Origin of the sequence: Photobacterium kishitanii (genome assembly GCF_000613045.3) — a bacterium.
Taxonomy (GTDB): domain Bacteria; phylum Pseudomonadota; class Gammaproteobacteria; order Enterobacterales; family Vibrionaceae; genus Photobacterium; species Photobacterium kishitanii.
In genome coordinates, this window is the sequence record NZ_LN794352.1 from 1,934,319 (window position 1) to 1,953,931 (window position 19,613).

Below are 19,613 nucleotides of genomic sequence, written 5' to 3' on the forward strand. Positions count from 1 at the left end.
ACTCAGTACTGTTCAGTTAATGATGATGTAAATACGGGAAAGCCTGTTTGGGATTAATAAATTCATCTCCCTTCTCAACTAACACCGGCAATAGTTTTTCTAGTAATAATAAAACCTTACGGCTATTATCGTGCATAAGAACAATATCATGTGGCTTAATATCACTAACTAAACGGTCGAACATTTGATCGGCACTTTCATGAGAATATTTCCCCCACTCCCCCGACTCAATCGACCATAGCATCACCTGCATACGATGATATTTAATGACAAACCAAACCAAAAATGAAAGCCGACCTTCAGGCGGGCGAAATAATGTTGGGCTTGACGTAATAAACGGTTTCAAAATATTCTGACATTTATTGAGATCATCAGAATAATCACTAAAACTCAACTCATCTGCAGTTTTATGTCTAAAAGAATGATTACCAATACAATGTCCATTCGCGACGATGCGTTGAATAATTTTAGGGTGCTTTGCCACTTGCTTACCTAACACAAAAAAAACAGCATGGATTCGATATTGCTCAAGCAAGTCTAATATGAGAGGCGTTATATCTGGATCAGGGCCGTCATCAAAGGTTAATAAAATCCCCTTTTCAGCGGTTTTATATGTGACAACCCATGGAGGAATAATATTTTTAATCACTGACTTTAAACTTGTCATATATTCCACCTATTATTCATCCCTGTTTATTAGGTATAGGCAGTCATAAAAACAATGTCAATGACACCCTATTCTAATAATAAACAGTCATAGGTAAGATTTTAGCTAATAACGACCATCAGTTGATATATTACAAGCACCAAAAACATTAGCACTGTTGAATAAAATGTTAATGCAAAACCAAACGCTCTTGCTGGGGCACCTTGGCTATAACCTCTAAAAAAGAATATACGCCCAATAGCGAATAACACTGAACACAAAGGTACAGCTGATAACCAAGACGCTGGCATTAATAGACACCAAGCAGTATATACACCATATGTGATAACAATTTGTTCTAAGGTATTTTGAAGTAAGCTTTGTAAAACAGTTGCTTCACTTGTAGCCGAGGTTAACCCGCTGCCATCAATATCTTCTGGGCTAAAAAATCTAAACTTAGCTAATCGTCCAATTGAAACGATTAAAAATAATGTCGGTAATATCAAAGAAAGCCCTAATACCGTCAACTTTTGTGATAGTTGATTAATAGTCGAATAATGAAAAGGATCTAAAAAAATTGTTAGCGATATGACAATAATAGAAATTAGCATTGCTAACGCCATACCTTTCAATACACCAATTTGTTTCTTTGATAATTGCATTATGTCCTCAAAATAAATCTAATACGCATTGTTTCAATTCATGAGGATACTTACCGTATCACGTAACATTAAATCCTAATATAAATATATCTGAGATGAGCATAAACATTGTTGTCAAAACCTGCAATATTATGGCTGCCAAGTTTTATTTCAATAGTCGTAAAAAGTAAAATTCGTTTTCATAAATAGAGTAAAATATCTCTTATTTTTCATTCAGATAATGCGTATAACTAAGTACATACTAATTATGAGGATAAAATCATGTTTACAGAATACAGCGCATTAATCGATTCATTAGAAGGTAAAGATATTGCTTTTGACCGTTTATACAAGAAGCATAATGAATTAGATGTTGAAATTGAAAAAATGACGTCAAAAGATGGTTTTGATGAAGTAGAAATTGATAAATTAAAAAAAGAAAAGCTTTTACTGAAAGATGAAATCTTAGCTTATTTAAAAAGTGTAGCAAATAAGTAATGTGAAATTAAAGCAGAAAAGATAAGGATCCGCTTCTCTTTTCTGCTTTGATGTTTGCTTAAATTTACAACCTTTCCAAGCATATAATACCGACTAAACGAAATACAAATTTGTTATTAACTTAATTCTTTAACCAATGACACTCTAAACAATGAGTGCCATTAGTATCGTACAGATTACTTTGTTATACCTTTAGTACACTTGGCATATATAGTGACGATCAGTTTAGCTTTGTAAACAAATCATGTAGTTCATCAATATCATCTAGCGCTTTATCTCTTAATGCCCACACTGGCTGATATATCCTTATAGCTTCATTTTTGTACCAATCACGAGAACGGGAATCCAGCCACTTGATCACGATACAGAACAGCATATAAGGAACAAAAGTAAGTAACGCCGTAAAAATGGTATAACCTAAGTGATTAATAAGCGCACTACTCCACGCCCACTGATGAAATATCGCCAACATCTGCGGTTCAATTTCAATAAATCCCCATAGACAGATTAGAGCTAAAGAAAGCTGAATCAGTTGAGGTAAAATCGGTTTATTCCTATAACTACCAAGATTTGAACCCTCACGGTTATATCGTTTTTTCGTTATGTTTAAATAATGTGGGTTGTAATAGTGTGATTTACCAGACTTGTCCTCAAGTTTCACTCCCTCCACCATCAGGATGTCACCCACATCAGTATAACTGCGCATTTTTTCGGGTAACCACAACTCAAATTCATGACCCAGCTCGGTACGCATCAACAATTTTGAATTGAAACTAACATCACGCGTATGATGAGTAGAGATACAGGTATCTTTATCACCATAACGATCTGTTCGAGTCGTCGTCGTCGTCACCGAAGTACGATTAATATCCACACTCGCTTCACGCTCAATCACTCGCGCCATGTAACACCAAGCCGTCACTTTAAGTTCTTCATTAGGAACCAAAGCATGTCGATATATTATCTTATCTTCATGATCGTAACGAAACTCGGCCATTTTGGCATGAATGACATCCATAACAGTTCGGCGAGGCTTAACGGTAACCGATGGTTCAACAGCCAGAGTTGCCGTGGCAGCGTGTGCCATAACAATATTCTCTGTTGTAACGACATTCTCCCCGCTAGGCGCTGTCATTAACGCACTTTCCGCCCCCAGCTCACCATCATGAGACGCCACCATGGCATCAACTATCACAGTATCGACATCCGTTTCATTATTGTGCTGAGATTTTCCACAATGAGGACAATAATGTGCTTGCGTAGATAAGCGATGATCACAATAGTCACATAATATGTCATCATTTCCCTTTGGACGTACTTTCTGGTGATAGCCTAGATCCGTCAAACTAACACCTTGCATCAATGGCAAAATATCAAGGAATGACTGATATACCCGTTTTTCATCTTCAAACACCTGAGAAAATTCACGGTGCTTACGATGGCAAAAGTACAAGGCAGGCGCCCCAATGAGCAGTACCGATATCCAAAAATTTCCTTTGAAAAAATTAAGACCGTGTGGTGCCAATGTAATAAACCCACCCAAAATCACCGCAAAAAGAAGAGCAAAAAAATAGTATGTAATGATTTTCTCGATTGGATTAATCGGTTGGTGAATACCCACATGTTGTAAAAACTGTCCCTCACCAGTATGTAAAACAACAGCATCAAGCAAAATATCATTGGTGATCGCATCTGGGATATTATTATCACGCGCCATTGGTACCTTAACCGCGTAAGGTTCAGCAAACGTGATAACATCACCGACTTTCAAGTTAACAAGGATCTTATTCTCAGCATCAACATTAAATAGATATTGAATACCATCAGTACTTTCAACCGTCAGAAACCATAATGCACAACTATTAGTATTATTCTTGGTATGCTTTGTTCGCTTGTAGAAATGCGTTTTAGTAATTTGGCCAGTAATTAACTGTGCATTTGGATAATGTGCTTTAAGCCTATTAAAAGCATCTGGGTACAAGTCTTGCACATTATTCAACGCACGCTTTTCATCGAGAGTATCACCACAAATAGGGCAATATGTATCACTTAAGTATGTCGGTGTTCCACAATGCGGAGGACAAGAGTTAATCATATCAATACCTTAAAATAAAAAATCAGCCGATTATTAAGGTGTCATCTTTTTCGTGCAAGCTTTAAAATAATAAATTGATAGCTGAATCAATATAAAATTAGTTATTATTGAATATTGTATAAATGAAATCAGTTAAACGAATTTACCCGACTAATAATAAACATCAACACCTTAAAATAATAAAATGGTATAACCTTACCCTAAATAACACTCAACCAAATAAACCTTCACTGTAAATTCTTAAATAAGAATAAAAACAATGTAGAAAGTGATATAAATACAACCCAAATATTCCTTTATCACGATTTAAAAAATAAAAATCATTACATCAATAAATGTCACTTAAAAGCGCGAGCTCATATTTTCTATTCTTAATAGTCATTCACTGAAAACATAAAATACCTTGTGTTTAAATTACTCTTAGTAATGTTTAATAAATTAACATTATTCTGGATTATTATAACACTGACCATCAAGCAATTCTTTTCCACATATAACTTCTACATTTATATGCAAACTAACAATATAATTTCATATAAGTACAAAATTAATAAAAACCAGAAAAAATCAACAGAGAATGGTTTATAAAAGCAACAAACCACTAGCTATTATAAGATCCACTTTTTCGCCCATTTAATCACTAAAAACAGACAGTTTACTAATAAACAGTCATTAGCTGACATTTCACTAACACTGAAATTCCATTATTCAAGCAATAAGTATCGATTTAACCTCATAGGATGATATTCTCAGTGAATAAAATGCTTTCTCAAATTAATATATACCCTATTAAATCAACTCAAAAACTCTCTTTATCTCACGCTATCGTCAAATCCGCAGGTATTGATATTGATCGTCGTTTTATGATCGCATTAACTGATGGTTCAATGATCACCTCTCGACGTTATCCTCAATTACTTCAGCTCACTACTGTTATTCAACCTCATGGTTTACTGTTTAATTTTCCAAATAAAGCACCACTATCTTTGGATTTTACACAATTAACGCAGACACAAACATCAACTGTCGTATGGAATGATTCCTTTCAAGCCTACACAACATCAGAAGAAGCAAATCAATGGGTTAGTGAGATTATAGGCCAACCTGCACAATTACTGTATAACGGCATTGAAAGTCAAAGAACAGGAGGAAAAGCACAAGTAAAGGTCAGTTTTGCTGATAATTTTCCAGTCATGATTATCTCTGAAGCATCTTTAGATAACCTTAATGCACGTACCCAACAAATTCACTCAATAGATAAGTTTCGTGCCAACTTAGTCGTTTCAGGTGTTGAAGCTTTTGCAGAAGATAGTTGGAAAAGAATTCGAATTGGCGAAGTAGAGCTTGAAATTAAAGCACCATGCAGCCGTTGTGTATTAGTCAACTACGACCCTCAAACTGCACAAAAAGCCGTCAATAACGAACCGCTTGCAACACTGATGACCTTTCGTTCTGACAATGCAATCCCAACAAATGTTAATTTTGGTATGAATGCTATCGTCGTAAAAGAAGGAATCATACATCAAGGTGATAGCGTTGAAGTATTATCATATCGCACACCAGAGCAATATAAAGATCAACGTATCGCTTTAACGTGTATCAAACGTGAGCCCATCGCAAAGGATTTTGTTTCTTTTTCTTTTAAAGCGCAGCAAAAAAAAACTTTGGCCTCTTACTCTCCGGGGCAATACTTACCTATTCATATCTCGATCAATGATCAGATTTTTGAGCGTTGCTATACCCTTTCATCATCACCGCTAACACACCAGCATTACACTATTTCTGTGAAAAAAGTTGATCAAGGCATGGTTTCTAATTGGCTTCATGATAATTTACAGGTCGGTGACAACATATGGAGTGATACGCCATCAGGGAGTTTTTATCTCGAACCACAAAAAGAACAAAATACATTGCTCATCTCTGCTGGCAGTGGAATCACACCGATGATGTCGATGCTACGTAGCTTGATCGCCGAAAAAAACACTCAGGGACTCATTTTTTATCATTACTGTCGAACACAGGCTGATATTCCATTTGCCACTGAACTCGCAGCAATAGAACGCCAGCATCCAGAAATAAAAATATTTATCTGTTTAACCCAACAACAGGATTCGACTCATTCTTTTTGTGGCCGTATCTGTGCTGAGCACTTTGTGTCACTTCAATCCCTCGCCAACTATCATGCCTATGTCTGTGGTAATGCACGCTTTAGCCAAACAACACAAGAGTTGTTAATAAATCAAGGGTTACCTGCCGCTCACTTTTACCAAGAGCAATTTAGTCAACAATTAGCAGTACCTGAACAACAGCACTCAATTAACATCCAATTTAATCAACAACAATTTACTGGAAATAACCAGGCTAGCTTACTTGATCAAATTGAAGCCGCAGATTTACCCATAAAAAACGGTTGTCGTGCAGGTTTATGTGGCCGTTGTAAGGTTAAAGTCATTGAAGGTGAAGTCTTACAACAACCAAGCACAGCATTAAATGATCATGATAAACAACAAGGAATGGTATTAGCCTGTTGTTCAATTCCAACATCTAATATCAAAATTAGTCAGTAATGAAATAACCGTGAGCTATTCTCCGTATCGGCCATCAATGATACGAGTGGAAAACAATAAGATACAACACGTTAATAATAGATTCCCTATCTCGTTCGTTCCTCACTGTAGGGAATGACGGGACGGGTTTTACAGTCACTATCAGAATTTTTAGTGAGTATTTTAATATAATAACAAGATCAATTTTAATACCGCATAGTTGATGTGCAAAGTTATGGCTTCCCTTTGTTTTAGCACAAAAATATCAGGTATGAAAATCCGTCTTTAACTCGTGTTATAGACAATTTAGACGCGCCTGATCATCTTGATATGAGGAACGCCAGTGCTATTAGCCACATAAGATTGACCTGAAGTCTTAAAGCCCAACTTTTCATACATTGATACGGCATGAAGCCTAGCATTTAAATATATTTCATCTGCTCCCTTTGCGAGAGCTTCGTGTGTCAGTTTTGTTAGAACGCGAGTACCTAAGCCTTGACCTTGCATGTTTGGGCGGACGACCATCTGCGAAATCTTAAATATTCGAGGGCTTTCCTCGCTTAATCTACCATATGCACACAATGAGTTATTATCTACTGCTGCAATATGAAAGCTGCTACTTTCAAGCTCATCAAACATTATTTTTCGCGGAAGGCTGGGAGTTCTAAAGAACAAGTCATACCGTAGATCTAATGCATCTTGATATAGCTCATCTGTACGTTCTAGGTAAATAAGTTCCATTTTATCTCCTTGACTATAACGCCACTTAAGGGGGAGTTAATGTGTGCAGCAATAACGAGCAGTGTTAATCACACAAGTTACAAGTCCATTTAAGAAACTTGTTATGCGCTTACTTCGATGCCAACGCTACTTTTATACCGAAAGTAATTAACACTACCCCCATGAGTTTTTCAAAATAATGTTGAATAGATTCAAAGGTATTTTTAACGCTTTTCTGATTTAAAAAAACAGCAACCAAACTAAACCAAATTAAACAAGATAAGGAAACTGTAGCGCCATAAATAATCTGAATCGCAAAAGGGGTTTCAACACTTACAACTTGAGTAAATAAACTCAGAAAGAACAAAGTTGCTTTAGGATTTAACGCGTTATTAATAAACCCCATCTTGAAAGAAGAATAATCTGAAATTTTTCTCTCTTGCTTAATATATTGTTCAGAGTTTAAAGGTCTACTTTTTAAGCACTGCCAGCCTAAATACATTAAATAAGCAGCCCCTAAATATTTCACAATAGTGAACAAAACAATAGATTTGGACAAAATAAGTCCGATACCTGCAAGGGTATATATAACATGGATCCAAACTGCAAAAGAGACACCTAGAGTAGTAAAAATACCGGAGCGTCTTGTGTAAGTTAGACTATTACGGACAACGATGAAAAAGTCTGGTCCAGGGGTAATAATAGTCAAAACAGTAATAGATAAAACTGCAATAAATTCTGATAAGTAATTATTAAAAAGTAATTCCAATTTACACCTCTGATATCGAAAAACACTAGTGCATAACGCCATGTTAAGGGGTGAGTAACGCAATACTGAAGCCGCCGCATACCACCTTAAACACTAAACGCACGCATAGTAAAATGCCACGCGTTGCGAATCCCTTTTAAACATTTTGTTATGCGCTTGTTCCACGGTTCAATCTATCTATTGCAGCACGTAATTTGGTTACTTTAACCTCCGTGAGTATCACTATGACGAAACTCAACACAGAAAATGTTACTAGTACAAAGTCTAATAAATTACCGCCACTAGTTTGATTGATGCCGTATAAGCCAAATAGCAAAAAGAAACTAGCTAATATCGATAGTGCTGTGTCATTCGTTTTAATTTTGTACTCATCGGCAGCTATATCTTTGCTTATTGATACAAAATTCGAAAGCCCTTCGAGCTTAACTACCATTTTGCTGTTTTTAAGCTTGGCGTTGAAACCATCGCTCTGTAATGCCCCTACTAAATCTTCCATAATTGCTGTCTCCATTTCTATTTTGGCGCATAACGCCCTGTTAAGGTGTAAGCAACGCAATACCGATTGTGCCGCAACCACCTTAAACACCAAACGCAACGCATAGGGAAAACACCACCCGCTGCGAATCACTCTTAAACAGTTTATTAGTGATTTTTTGCACACTGTTCGATCCAGTCTTTAACCGAAATAGAATTACCATATGTCATTTCAAGAATGACAGGAAGGCTACTTATAATGCGCCATGAGTCTGGGCGCTCCTCGATACCGCTAATTCCAGACATGTGTATAGCCATACCCGTTTTTGTTTTTTGCTTAACGCCTTGTGGCTTATGTAGATCATCATGGACTGGATAGCTGTTGTAATCAAAGAGTGCGCCATCAATTTTTAATGAGCCTAGTTTTATCTTTTGCTCTTTCTCCATAACACTAGAATCAGAAGTCAAAATAGTTAAATTGAGCTTATAACTCCCTTGTTTCGGTTGAGGAATAACACATGGTTTTGGTGTTTCTTTATTAACCGGCACTTGGAGCTTAACTTTTCTTTGAACAATCTCATTCGCCTTAACTATAAAAGGCTCAATTTCATTGTCGAAAATATTTCCATTGCTACCGCTATGGGTTATTTCTGCTTACAGTCTCACTACAGCTTGATCTTTATTACCTATATTGTGAAATAAAACATCAAATTCAAATGCTCCTGTATTCACAAACCTAGTTAAGGGATTGGTAATTACAACTTCATTATCAACGCGCAGATTAGAGTAGTAAAAAGAGTACAAGGTGAATAGAAAAGCAGCTAATGTGCTCCTATAGATAGTTTATCACTGAACTGAAAGCGACTTCTTTTGACTCTCCTTCGAACTCTTTTTGCTCTGGGAATATCCATATTATATCCATAAATTACTAACAACTTATTATATTAACAACTTGCCCGAATTTGTTCTTTGAACCTGCGCCCGTATTTCATTCGTCATTATAAATCAAAAACATTATTACATTGGTTGCCCGATAGAAGTCACAAAATCGGGCATCTGCCTTTTAATTGCCACTTTTTTACTAATACTAATTTCTGTATGTATTAACAGTATAAAAGGTACGATATGGCGTCTATCTTTCTTATATACATAAAGAAATACATCTCGCAAAATAATAACGATTCAACGTGCTGTAATTAGATTCCCTATCGGCGTTCGTAACCTCACTGTAGAGAATGACGGATGGGTTTTGTATTCACTGTTTGGAATTTTAATGCCCTCTTGTTACTCCCTCGTCCCTTATAACCTATTCCCTCCCTTTCCCCATAAAAAAGCCGACAATTAAGTCGGCTTTTAATTAATAATTTGTAGCTGTTAATTAAGCTTTAGCAGCTACCGTTTGAGCGGCAATAGAGCCTTCTTCAGGACGCTTTAAGAATGCATACAATACGCCTGTTACTATCGTACCCGCTGCAATAGCGACTAAGTAAAGTAACGCTGGTGAAATTGCGTTTGGAATGAGCAATACAAACAAGCCGCCGTGTGGTGCCATAAGTTTTGCGCCAAACAACATTGATAATGCACCCGTTAATGCACCACCAATCATACAGCTTGGAATAACACGCATTGGATCGCGAGCTGCAAATGGAATCGCACCTTCAGAGATAAAACACATACCTAGTACAAATGCAGCTTTACCCGCTTCATTCTCACTGTTAGAGAACTTGCGCTTAGCGAGGAATGTCGCTAAACCCATGCCCATTGCTGGTACCATACCTGCTGCCATAACTGCTGCCATTGGCGCATAAGTTTGCGAAGCTAATAGACCAACACCAAAAGTATAAGCCGCTTTGTTTACTGGACCACCTAAGTCGAAACACATCATACAACCAAGGATAATGCCCAGTAATACTGCGTTAGCTGAACCCATGTTGTTTAGGAAAGTGGTTAAACCTGCCATCGCTGCTGATACTGGGCCACCAACAATGTAGATCATGACCAAACCGGTTACTAAACTCGCCAGTAATGGCACAATCAAAATCGGCTTTAACGCTTCCATTGATTGTGGCAATTTGATCTTTTCAACCAAGAACTTAGCGCAGTAACCAGCGAGGAAACCAGCAACGATACCGCCTAAGAAACCTGCACCAGTAGAGCTTGCTAACATACCGCCAATTAAACCTGGCGCTAAACCTGGACGATCTGCAATTGAGAACGCAATGAAACCTGCCAATACAGGCACCATTAACGCAAATGCAGAACCACCACCAATGGTCATTAATGCAGCGGCTAACGTACCCTCTTGTTTAAAGGCTTCGATACCGAAGACAAAAGATAATGCAATAGATAAACCACCAGCCACGACTAATGGCAACATGTAAGATACACCCGTCATTAGATGTTTATATGGGCCAGCTTTTTCTGTTTTAGCATCTGTATTTTGTGCGTTGGTATTACCAGAATGATTATATACCGCTGCCGTTGCAAAGGCTTTTTCAAGCTCTGATTTAGTTTTCTTTAATGCTAAACCAGTACTGGTTTTATAAAGTTTTTTACCATTAAAACGCGCTAAATCGACTTCAATATCAGCAGCAATAATAACTAAATCTGCCGCCGCAATTTCAGCATCAGTTAATTGATTTTTAGCTCCAACAGAACCACGGGTTTCAACTTTAATGTCATAACCTTGACGTTGACCTTCTTCTGTCAACGCTTCTGCCGCCATAAAGGTATGAGCAACCCCTGTTGGACAAGCAGTAATAGCTACAATCTTTTTAACTGCATTGTCAGTTGCATCAGTAACAGACGGTGCACTTGCTTCTATTAATAATTGTGCATGGGTTGCAGCATCAGCTAACCATACTTTTGGCGCTTCAAAACAAGCAGTGATATCAGCTTGATAAACTTTTTTACCTACAAAACGAGTAGTATCAACCGCTGTACTCGCTGCGATAATGATCACCTCAGCATCATCGATCTGCTGTTGTGTCAAAATCTTAGTACTATTAAGTGATGTTTGGCACTCTATACTTGCTTGCCATTGTAATTCTGCTGCGGCTTTTTCTAATAATCCTGCAGCTATAATGGTGGTTGCAATGCCGCTAGGACAAGCTGTTACTAATGCAATTTTCATATTTACACCTTGGTCAATATCGCTTCACGTTCTTATTATTATGCGATTAAGTTATTGAGTTAAAATGACTTGTTGAGCAATGTTGTTTACTTTATTGATATCATCAACGCCAACACCCACTTGGGTAACAGCCACAGCTGATAATGCAGTAGCAAATTGTAGCGACTGTGTTTTTGACCATTGATTGATCTCACCCCAACACAAACCAGCAACAAGGGTATCGCCTGCACCAACAGTACTGACAACGTCCATTTTCGGTGGTTGAGCCTGTAACCAACCTTCATGGTTTAGCCACATCACACCCTTCGCACCCAGTGATACCACGACATTAGTAATGCCTTTCGCTGCAATTTTTTCAGCAATAGCCATGCATTGTTGTGGGGTTTCAAATACTTGTCCTGCCCACTCGGCTAACTCTTCATCATTAGGTTTAACTAACCATGGATGAGCATCTAAGCCTGCATCTAATGCTGACTTGCTGCTATCAAATAACACCTTCTTGCCTAATTGATGTAATTTTTCTAACCAATTAGCACACATTTCTGGAGTGATCCCTTGCGGTAAACTCCCCGCAATCACAAATACATCATGGGTTGTCGCTAACTCAAATAATGTTTTTTCAAACGCTAAAATATTGGCTGCTGTAACCGCAACCCCTGGGAAATTAATGTCACTAACTTGACCGTTTTTCTCAACCAATTTAACGTTAATACGACTCGCACCAGCGACACGTACAAATTTATCTGTCGCGCCCATTTTCTCAAACAGTTGGCAAAAAGGTTCTTGGTTATCAGCACCTAACAAACCAGTCACGGTAACATCAGCACCAAGCTCTGCTAATACTTTAGCGACATTAACACCTTTGCCGGCAGGATGCAGATTGCCTTGTTCAACCACATTGACAGTGCCTAGCGAAATGGTCTGTAAGCTTCCGGTCAGGTCTAATGCAGGATTAAGTGTGACAGTCACGACTTTCGGTTTTAGCACTTGTTGCATGTTGTTTGTCTCTGAATTATTGGTTGAAATCGTCATCAGTACTGTCCTTTTATAATTTCTCACCTAAACCATCAGCAATCGCCTGACCAATAGCGGTTAAGGCCGCTTCAGCATCACTACCTTGCGCAGTAAATTGCAGTTCATTACCACATTTCACACCCAGCCCAATGACTTTCATTAAACTTTTGGCATTAACAGGTTTACTACCACTAGTAACATTAACCACTTGAATATCTGCATCGAATTTTTTGGTCGTATTAACTAGCATTGCGCCTGGACGAGCATGTAAACCATGAGGGTTACGAATTGCGAATGTAGCTTGATGCCCCTCTAAACTCACTTGCGTCAATGCAGTTACCATTTCAACAGCTGATGATGCTAACCATTGGCTAACTTTCCCTTGGTAGATCAAGTTCGTTAAATACTCAAGGTTAGCTTTATGAGCGTTATCATTAGCCGCAACCATAATCATACCGGCAACGGGATGACCTAATTCTTCAAAAGGTACTTGAGGCGTCACAATAGCAATCGCAGTACGCTTAACCTGCTTATTACTTCTCACTAACCACAAGCCTTGGCCTAAATAAGTCGGACCCTGACTTATCGCATCAGTGACGGTAGCTGTATCAGCAAAGCCTTGGTATTTAATTAACCCTGCGGCAACTGCCGTTAATTGTAATAAATCTAGTGCGGGAAACTGCTTCAAAATAAGTTCAGGGTTACATTCAGCTTCTTGCTGTTCATCACCATTAAGTAACGCAATGATAGCTTGCTCTGATTCACAATGGCGTAGTTTGTCTTCGATACCGTCAGCTGATAACACTTTGGTTAACTGTTTCAAAATACCTAAATGTTCGTCTGATTTAGCCGCAATACCAATCGCAATATAAGCTGTTTGATCATTGCCCCATGGCACACCTTGTGGAAAATGATGAATTTTAACGCCAGTATGATTGACTAAATCACGGGTTTCAGTTGTACCGTGAGGGATCGCAATACCATTACCAAGATAGGTTGAATTTTGTTGTTCACGAGCAAGCATGCCATTGACATACCCTGTCTGTACTAACCCTGTTGCTTCAAGATCAGCTGCCAACGATTTGATTGCGTCTTGTTTGTTGGATGCGATTTGTTGCATCGCAATATCATTTTTAGACAGTGATAACATTTAACTCTCCGATTCAATGCTCTGTGAGATCATCGCTATTTATGGTGCTATTCATTAATAACTATTGATAAGCCCTATCTATTTTTTAATAGGAATCTTTTCTTATCAATAGCTGAATCGTTTCAGCATAAAGGAAAATAAAAATGTTATGCTTAACACAACATTCTATACCCAATAAATGCACATTTAATTTCTGCTGAAACCTTTCAGCTTGCATACTGAATCGTTTCAGCTAGAATTGCAAACGTTGTTAAGCATACGCCATATGAATATATGATCAAGCGCACAAAATTAGATTCAGTTAAATAATGAACAGCCTAATTAACCATTTTTAAGCTTCCCTTTATATAAATAAACAACGGATAAACACCATGACATTGGATGATATTGCAAAACTTGCAGGGGTTTCTCGCACTACAGCTAGTTACGTTATTAATGGTAAAGCTAAACAATACCGTATCAGCGAAAAAACCCAACATAAGGTAATGGCAGTTGTTGAACAACACAATTACCGCCCCGATCATGCTGCAACTTCTCTTCGTATCGGCAATAGCTATTCTCTTGGGCTAATTATTCCTGATTTAGAAAACACCAGTTACGCCAAAATCGCTAAGCTACTTGAACGTAATGCGCGTAAAGCAGGATATCAAATGATCATCTCTTGTTCTGATGATGATCCTGAAACTGAAATGAAGGTTGCTGATATTCTGCTTAGTCGCCGCATTGATGCGTTAATTGTGGCCAGCGCGTTAGCTGCCGATAATGATTTTTATCGTAAAATTCAAGCTAATGGTGTGCCCGTTATTGCTATCGACCGCGCTTTAGATGATGAGTTTTTTATATCAATCATTAGCGAAGATTTAGAAGGTGCTTATCAGCTAACCCAATCACTATTAACTCAACCGATCAATAGCATTGGTTTAGTTGGTGCTGTAGCGGAGCTCGGGGTATCTAAAGAACGTCAGCAAGGCTTTATCGCTGCTATAGATCATCATTCCAACGCCATCACAACTCTCATTGGATATGGTGAACATTTTAGTCAGCAAAACGGCCAACAAATTGTTCAACAATGGATTGATAATGACTGTTTTCCTGATGCTATTTTAGCCACGTCTTATACTTTATTTGAGGGCGTACTTGATTGCCTACTTAAAAATCCTCAATTGATGAGTAACACTTGTTTAGCAACTTTTGGTGATAATCGTCTACTCGATTTTTTGCCGAATAAAATACAATCATTACCACAGCAATTTGAGCTTATTGCTGAACATGCGTTAACACTCGCGTTAAATGCAATAAAAGGGACTTATGAGCCAAATATAGAGGTGATCCCGCGCCAAGTTATTCATCGCTAACACTTTTACTATTATTCTATTGCGGAATAATAACAATAATGGAAAAATACGAGATAACTCATATTTATATTCTTTTATTAAATAGCTATAGGCTACGCCATGTATTTACGTCTTAAAGCATTATTAATATCGCATGCACAATTCTCTCATGCTTTACGGGTAACATTGGCTATTGCTTTTACACTCGCTTTTTATTCTATTGTGCATGTACCGCATTCGATGTGGGGGCCTGTTACCGTAGTCGTCGTTATGATGCAACCTTATGCTGGAGCTATTGTTTATAAAGGTTTTCAACGCATTGGCGGTACTTTATTAGGCGCTTTATTAGGACTATTAACGGTTTTATTCCCCCACCAGCTTAATTATCTGATCCCAGTATGGATGCTGGCATGGGTCTTTTTACTGTCACTAAAATCTTATGGGAAGAATATTTATTTCTTCTTTTTAGCAGTAATGACGCTAATTATAGTTTCTTATCAAGGTGATACTGCTTTAGAAGTGAGTGTCGCGCTATGGCGTGTGGCTAATATTTTAATTGGTAGTTTAATTGCGATTGCCTTTTCATTGTTATTACCTATTCGTGCTGTAACCAGTTGGAATACACTGTTTAATCAAAATTTACGCGCATTACGTCAGCTTTATCAAGCTCACGCTTCAGCTCATATGCTCAGTATTAAACAACTTAATTCGATGAAACGTGAAGTATTAGAACGCCATATGAAAATGATAATCCTATTACCTAACGTGCAAAAAGAAAGACACAAATTAGCAGGCCATTATCGAACCATTATTACGGTACAACGCACATTAATTAGTGTTACAGAGCAATTAATTGAAACCCACTGGAGTTCAGATATTAGCCGTCGTCAATTATTAGCCCAGACAGATCTAAAGCAGTATCAACAACATATTATTACTATTTTAAATCAATTAGAGTTGGCGTCGGTTAATCATAGTAATTTAGTCAATATCGATGAGTTACCCAATATTGAACTTCTATCAACAATGGCCGAAGAAATATCGCCTGATGATACAGCCAACGCTTTAGGCATTTATGGCTATTTTTGGCTAACCCGCCAGTTTATCTGTCAACTCGATGCACTTATTCTTCAATTACGGATCCTTAATCAAAAATAAACCAGCGCTATTAGCATAATAACGGCTGGTTTGTATTATCAGCAAATGACAGTCGTTACTTCATTATCAATCAACCATCGTTGTAAACGTGGTGATTGAGTAATCTTATTATAATAAATATCACAATCTTTAGAGGTATTACTCACCGTGGCGAATAACATTTTTAATAGCTGCACCACTGCATCATTTTGGGTATCAACTCGGTAAGTAAGATTTGGATTAGAAAAATCTTGCCCTAATGCCAATTGTGCCAGTTGCTCAACATCTACCACAAAACCATCAAAGTAATGAATAAAGGTGTCAGCTAATAATGCATTTGCAGGTACAGAACACAGCATATGCACTTTCAGGCCATTAGCACCGCGGCATAACCCCTGCTCAGCCAACAAATCAATCATGGTTGCGGCTTCACTGAATGTACGTACAAACGGCACCACTAATTCAATCTGTTCTCCGCCTGCGGCAGCACGGGCACGCTTAATCGCTTCACATTGCAGCGCAAAACTCGGTCTGTAATTTACATCAGCACAAAAACTGGCACCGCGTACCCCTAATTGAGGATTCACTTCTGCAATTTCTAATTCCGCACCTAATAATTGATGTCGAGTGCCAGAATCAGCGCCCACCAATTGCACTTTTAATGGCGAAGCCCCTTGTTGCCTTGCCGCTGACACTAATAACTCTGTCAACATAGCGACATAATATTCAGCTAAAGCAACGGATTGCTGTCCATATTGATCAGCTATTTTTTGTTGCAATGTTTGCTGAGTTAATTCTGATAAAGCGCTTTGCTGAGTAAAAACTAATGGATGAATACCAATTGCGGTTGCGATGAGATCATCTAATGATACCAATCCTATCCCTTGATGACAGATAGTCGCTAATTGTTGCGTATTGCGCAATACGGTTGTTGTTGTAAGCGTTAATTCTGTTTGTGTTGTCATACACCACCTATACGTCCGTGTTAAAAAGACTGATGCTTATAAATATCAATCCATTAAATAACTATTTATGACCTTACTGCGTGTTCAATTTTCAAGCAAGAACAAAACATTATTTAACAACAATTATTCAACATCACTGACATATGCGACTAGGTTTATGAATATTAATAATTGGATGCAAAATCGCCATTTTAGCTATCAATATCTATAGTTACTTACTAAAAACCTATTTGTTATCACAAGTTTGGTTTATTCCAACAGTGATTTGGGCTATCTTAACGGGGTTATTACAGAGATACCAAGGTAGGCAAACTATTATGCCAATGAAAACAGATGAACTTCGCACAATGAGTCTCGGCCGAATGCCGACACCAGCAGAAGTAGAAACAGCCTCACCAATGACAGATGCTATTGCTGCGCATGTTGATAACGCACGTAAGCAAGTTGAAGCGATCCTATCAGGGAAAGATTCACGTCTATTGGTAATCGTAGGTCCATGTTCAATTCATGACACCGATGCTGCTATTGACTATGCGAAACGCCTTGTTGCTGTACAAGAAACATATAAAGACCAACTTTTTATCGTTATGCGTACTTATTTTGAAAAGCCGCGTACCGTTGTAGGTTGGAAAGGTCTAGTCTCAGATCCTCATTTAGATGGTAGCCTCGACCTTGCTGCTGGTTTGCATAAAGCGCGTAAACTATTAATTGATATTAACGCGTTAGGACTACCAACAGCGACTGAGTTTTTAGATATGATCACTGGTCAATATATTGCTGACCTAATCACATGGGGTGCCATTGGTGCCCGTACCACAGAATCTCAGATTCACCGTGAAATGGCCTCGGCTTTGTCGTGCCCTGTTGGCTTTAAAAATGGTACTGATGGCAATATTAAAATTGCTATTGACGCTATTCGAGCCACACGCGCATCACATTTATTTTGTTCACCAGATAAAAATGGTCAAATGACGATTTATCGCACCTCTGGTAACCCATACGGTCACATTATTCTTCGTGGTGGTAAAATGCCAAATTACCACCCACAAGATATTGCGACGGCTTGCGCTACTTTAACTGAATTTAAATTGACACCTAAGTTAATCGTTGATTTCAGCCACGGTAATTGCCAAAAGCAACATAAACGCCAACTTAATGTTACAGCTGAAATTTGTGAGCAAATTCGCAATGACAGTCAGTCTATTGCTGGCATTATGGCCGAAAGCTTTATTGAAGAAGGTAACCAGACTGTAATTAGCGGTAAGGAAACTGAACTGGTTTATGGTAAATCGATTACAGACCCATGTATCGATTGGGGTGATACAGTTGTGATGCTTAATATGCTTGCTGATGCCATTAAAGACGCCAACGCGTAATTTCATCTTAACATCTTAATACAATAAAGGAGCTTCAATACATTGTTGCTCCTTTCCTCATATTCAATTAACGGTATAATATACGCGTTAATTTATAACGGGATATATTTCCCACATTCAGATTAGAGGCCAATAGCATGCCATGTTTTGATATTATTTCCGAAGTCGATACCGTAGAAATCAAAAATGCGGTAGATAATTCAATCCGAGAAATTAGCACTCGTTTTGATTTTCGTGGTGTTGAAGCCAGCGTAGAATTAAACAAAGAAATCGTAAAAATCACCTCAGAATCAGAATTTCAACTCGATCAGATTGTGGCGATTTTACGTGGTAATCTTGCTAAGCGCGGTGTTGATGCCAATGCTCTTGAGCGTAAAGCAATAAACTTCTCAGGTAAAACAGCATCACAGAACATTGAATTTAAGCAAGGTGTAGAAACCACTAATGCTAAAAAACTAGTTAAGGCGATTAAAGACGCCAAATTAAAAGTTCAAGTGGCTATTCAAGGTGAAAAATTACGTGTAACAGCTAAAAAGCGTGACGATTTACAAGCTACTATGGCACTAGTTCGTGCGCAAGATCTTGGTCAACCATTCCAATTTGATAATTTTCGTGATTAATCACTATTAATATCATAAGGGAAGCGTATCAACGCTTCCTTTTTTTTGATTTAAATATTCAACTATTTTTGAGTAACTTTAAAAATAATGATAACATTTAAACTGTAACTATTAAGTTTATACTTTACTGTTATATTGAAATACGTCATACAAATGCAGAATAACACATTAAATAAACAATAACACCTCATCTGAAACCATTCAAAAAACCGTAATACAACACTATTAACACCCCAATCACAACCAAGAATACTTTTTAAGCAAACAAATTTTTTTTAATTGCAAAAATTGTTGCGCAGCATGCTTATACCCTATAATTCACCCACTTCAATAATGGTTAATTATTTTTCATTCTCTGTTACTAACATAATAGGATAAAGAGCAGCAACAACGATAACTAGCATGGATATGCTTATTACGGTCATGGAACGTTCACTTTTTACAATAACAATTATTGTAAATATTTATTCGCTTGTTGTGTGACTCAACTTATTC

At 37.7% G+C, this 19,613-nt stretch carries 17 protein-coding genes; 6 read left to right on the forward strand and 11 right to left on the reverse strand.

Annotated elements, in window-relative coordinates; genetic code table 11:
* Positions 1 to 16 precede the first annotated feature (16 nt).
* Both PPBDW_RS09155 and PPBDW_RS09160 read right to left on the reverse strand, forming a co-directional pair.
* A complete protein-coding gene (locus tag PPBDW_RS09155; RefSeq protein WP_054262046.1) occupies positions 17 to 667 on the reverse strand; it encodes a polysaccharide deacetylase family protein in 651 nt (216 codons plus the stop codon).
* Positions 668 to 768: 101 nt separating this feature from the next.
* Positions 769 to 1,308 carry an MAPEG family protein gene (locus tag PPBDW_RS09160; RefSeq protein WP_036794987.1) on the reverse strand — a complete coding sequence of 180 codons (540 nt, stop codon included), beginning with the start codon at positions 1,306 to 1,308 and terminating at the stop codon, positions 769 to 771.
* A gap of 261 nt (positions 1,309 to 1,569) precedes the next feature.
* Between PPBDW_RS09160 and PPBDW_RS09165 the strand changes: the two genes are divergently transcribed.
* Positions 1,570 to 1,785: a DUF465 domain-containing protein gene (locus tag PPBDW_RS09165; RefSeq protein WP_036794990.1), complete on the forward strand. Its 216-nt coding sequence runs from the start codon at positions 1,570 to 1,572 to the stop codon at positions 1,783 to 1,785.
* 220 nt (positions 1,786 to 2,005) lie between these two features.
* On the opposite strand, the gene PPBDW_RS09170 is transcribed toward PPBDW_RS09165, so the two are convergent.
* The gene (locus tag PPBDW_RS09170; RefSeq protein ID WP_036794992.1) at positions 2,006 to 3,880 is read right to left on the reverse strand and encodes a hypothetical protein; all 1,875 of its coding nucleotides are present in this window, start codon (positions 3,878 to 3,880) and stop codon (positions 2,006 to 2,008) included.
* A gap of 761 nt (positions 3,881 to 4,641) precedes the next feature.
* Between PPBDW_RS09170 and PPBDW_RS09175 the strand changes: the two genes are divergently transcribed.
* Positions 4,642 to 6,447, forward strand: coding sequence for an MOSC N-terminal beta barrel domain-containing protein (locus PPBDW_RS09175; protein WP_243423020.1), 1,806 nt, complete (start codon positions 4,642 to 4,644; stop codon positions 6,445 to 6,447).
* Between the two features lie 285 nt (positions 6,448 to 6,732).
* Here the strand turns inward: PPBDW_RS09175 and PPBDW_RS09180 are convergent, their stop codons facing one another.
* From PPBDW_RS09180 to fruB, 7 genes are all read right to left on the reverse strand, one after another.
* A complete protein-coding gene (locus PPBDW_RS09180) occupies positions 6,733 to 7,167 on the reverse strand; it encodes a GNAT family N-acetyltransferase (protein WP_036794995.1) in 435 nt (144 codons plus the stop codon).
* 109 nt (positions 7,168 to 7,276) lie between these two features.
* Positions 7,277 to 7,915, reverse strand: coding sequence for a LysE family translocator (locus tag PPBDW_RS09185; protein WP_036794996.1), 639 nt, complete (start codon positions 7,913 to 7,915; stop codon positions 7,277 to 7,279).
* A gap of 148 nt (positions 7,916 to 8,063) precedes the next feature.
* Positions 8,064 to 8,411, reverse strand: a complete 348-nt coding sequence (locus PPBDW_RS09195) for a hypothetical protein (protein ID WP_036794998.1) — start codon at positions 8,409 to 8,411, stop codon at positions 8,064 to 8,066.
* Between the two features lie 146 nt (positions 8,412 to 8,557).
* Positions 8,558 to 8,938, reverse strand: coding sequence for a hypothetical protein (locus tag PPBDW_RS09200; protein ID WP_036795000.1), 381 nt, complete (start codon positions 8,936 to 8,938; stop codon positions 8,558 to 8,560).
* Positions 8,939 to 9,767: 829 nt separating this feature from the next.
* Positions 9,768 to 11,522 carry a PTS fructose transporter subunit IIBC gene (fruA, locus tag PPBDW_RS09205; RefSeq protein WP_036795002.1) on the reverse strand — a complete coding sequence of 585 codons (1,755 nt, stop codon included), beginning with the start codon at positions 11,520 to 11,522 and terminating at the stop codon, positions 9,768 to 9,770.
* Positions 11,523 to 11,573: 51 nt separating this feature from the next.
* The gene (gene pfkB, locus PPBDW_RS09210) at positions 11,574 to 12,518 is read right to left on the reverse strand and encodes a 1-phosphofructokinase (RefSeq protein ID WP_036796411.1); all 945 of its coding nucleotides are present in this window, start codon (positions 12,516 to 12,518) and stop codon (positions 11,574 to 11,576) included.
* Between the two features lie 49 nt (positions 12,519 to 12,567).
* Positions 12,568 to 13,686, reverse strand: coding sequence for a fused PTS fructose transporter subunit IIA/HPr protein (gene fruB / locus PPBDW_RS09215; RefSeq protein WP_036795004.1), 1,119 nt, complete (start codon positions 13,684 to 13,686; stop codon positions 12,568 to 12,570).
* 371 nt (positions 13,687 to 14,057) lie between these two features.
* Here fruB and cra point away from each other — a divergent pair, with 371 nt between their 5' ends.
* The gene (gene cra, locus PPBDW_RS09220; RefSeq protein WP_036795006.1) at positions 14,058 to 15,041 is read left to right on the forward strand and encodes a catabolite repressor/activator; all 984 of its coding nucleotides are present in this window, start codon (positions 14,058 to 14,060) and stop codon (positions 15,039 to 15,041) included.
* Positions 15,042 to 15,140: 99 nt separating this feature from the next.
* The gene (locus PPBDW_RS09225) at positions 15,141 to 16,178 is read left to right on the forward strand and encodes an FUSC family protein (protein WP_036795008.1); all 1,038 of its coding nucleotides are present in this window, start codon (positions 15,141 to 15,143) and stop codon (positions 16,176 to 16,178) included.
* A gap of 38 nt (positions 16,179 to 16,216) precedes the next feature.
* On the opposite strand, the gene PPBDW_RS09230 is transcribed toward PPBDW_RS09225, so the two are convergent.
* Complete coding sequence (locus tag PPBDW_RS09230; protein WP_036795009.1) at positions 16,217 to 17,122, reverse strand: putative PEP-binding protein; 906 nt, start codon at positions 17,120 to 17,122, stop codon at positions 16,217 to 16,219.
* Between the two features lie 317 nt (positions 17,123 to 17,439).
* Here PPBDW_RS09230 and PPBDW_RS09235 point away from each other — a divergent pair, with 317 nt between their 5' ends.
* Together PPBDW_RS09235 and PPBDW_RS09240 are read left to right on the forward strand one after the other, a co-directional pair.
* Positions 17,440 to 18,498, forward strand: a complete 1,059-nt coding sequence (locus PPBDW_RS09235; protein WP_036795010.1) for a 3-deoxy-7-phosphoheptulonate synthase — start codon at positions 17,440 to 17,442, stop codon at positions 18,496 to 18,498.
* 137 nt (positions 18,499 to 18,635) lie between these two features.
* Positions 18,636 to 19,118 carry a YajQ family cyclic di-GMP-binding protein gene (locus PPBDW_RS09240; RefSeq protein ID WP_036795011.1) on the forward strand — a complete coding sequence of 161 codons (483 nt, stop codon included), beginning with the start codon at positions 18,636 to 18,638 and terminating at the stop codon, positions 19,116 to 19,118.
* Positions 19,119 to 19,613: the final 495 nt, after the last annotated feature.

Coding starts and splice junctions, on each gene's coding strand:
- PPBDW_RS09240 (WP_036795011.1), top strand. CDS start 18,636: ATGCCATGTTTTGATATTATTTCCGAAGTCGATACCGTAGAAATCAAA.
- PPBDW_RS09175 (WP_243423020.1), top strand. CDS start 4,642: ATGCTTTCTCAAATTAATATATACCCTATTAAATCAACTCAAAAACTC.
- pfkB (WP_036796411.1), bottom strand. CDS start 12,518: ATGCAACAAGTGCTAAAACCGAAAGTCGTGACTGTCACACTTAATCCT.
- PPBDW_RS09155 (WP_054262046.1), bottom strand. CDS start 667: ATGACAAGTTTAAAGTCAGTGATTAAAAATATTATTCCTCCATGGGTT.
- PPBDW_RS09225 (WP_036795008.1), top strand. CDS start 15,141: ATGTATTTACGTCTTAAAGCATTATTAATATCGCATGCACAATTCTCT.
- PPBDW_RS09195 (WP_036794998.1), bottom strand. CDS start 8,411: ATGGAAGATTTAGTAGGGGCATTACAGAGCGATGGTTTCAACGCCAAG.
- fruA (WP_036795002.1), bottom strand. CDS start 11,522: ATGAAAATTGCATTAGTAACAGCTTGTCCTAGCGGCATTGCAACCACC.
- PPBDW_RS09170 (WP_036794992.1), bottom strand. CDS start 3,880: ATGATTAACTCTTGTCCTCCGCATTGTGGAACACCGACATACTTAAGT.
- PPBDW_RS09165 (WP_036794990.1), top strand. CDS start 1,570: ATGTTTACAGAATACAGCGCATTAATCGATTCATTAGAAGGTAAAGAT.
- PPBDW_RS09235 (WP_036795010.1), top strand. CDS start 17,440: ATGCCAATGAAAACAGATGAACTTCGCACAATGAGTCTCGGCCGAATG.
- PPBDW_RS09160 (WP_036794987.1), bottom strand. CDS start 1,308: ATGCAATTATCAAAGAAACAAATTGGTGTATTGAAAGGTATGGCGTTA.
- fruB (WP_036795004.1), bottom strand. CDS start 13,686: ATGTTATCACTGTCTAAAAATGATATTGCGATGCAACAAATCGCATCC.
- PPBDW_RS09230 (WP_036795009.1), bottom strand. CDS start 17,122: ATGACAACACAAACAGAATTAACGCTTACAACAACAACCGTATTGCGC.
- PPBDW_RS09180 (WP_036794995.1), bottom strand. CDS start 7,167: ATGGAACTTATTTACCTAGAACGTACAGATGAGCTATATCAAGATGCA.
- cra (WP_036795006.1), top strand. CDS start 14,058: ATGACATTGGATGATATTGCAAAACTTGCAGGGGTTTCTCGCACTACA.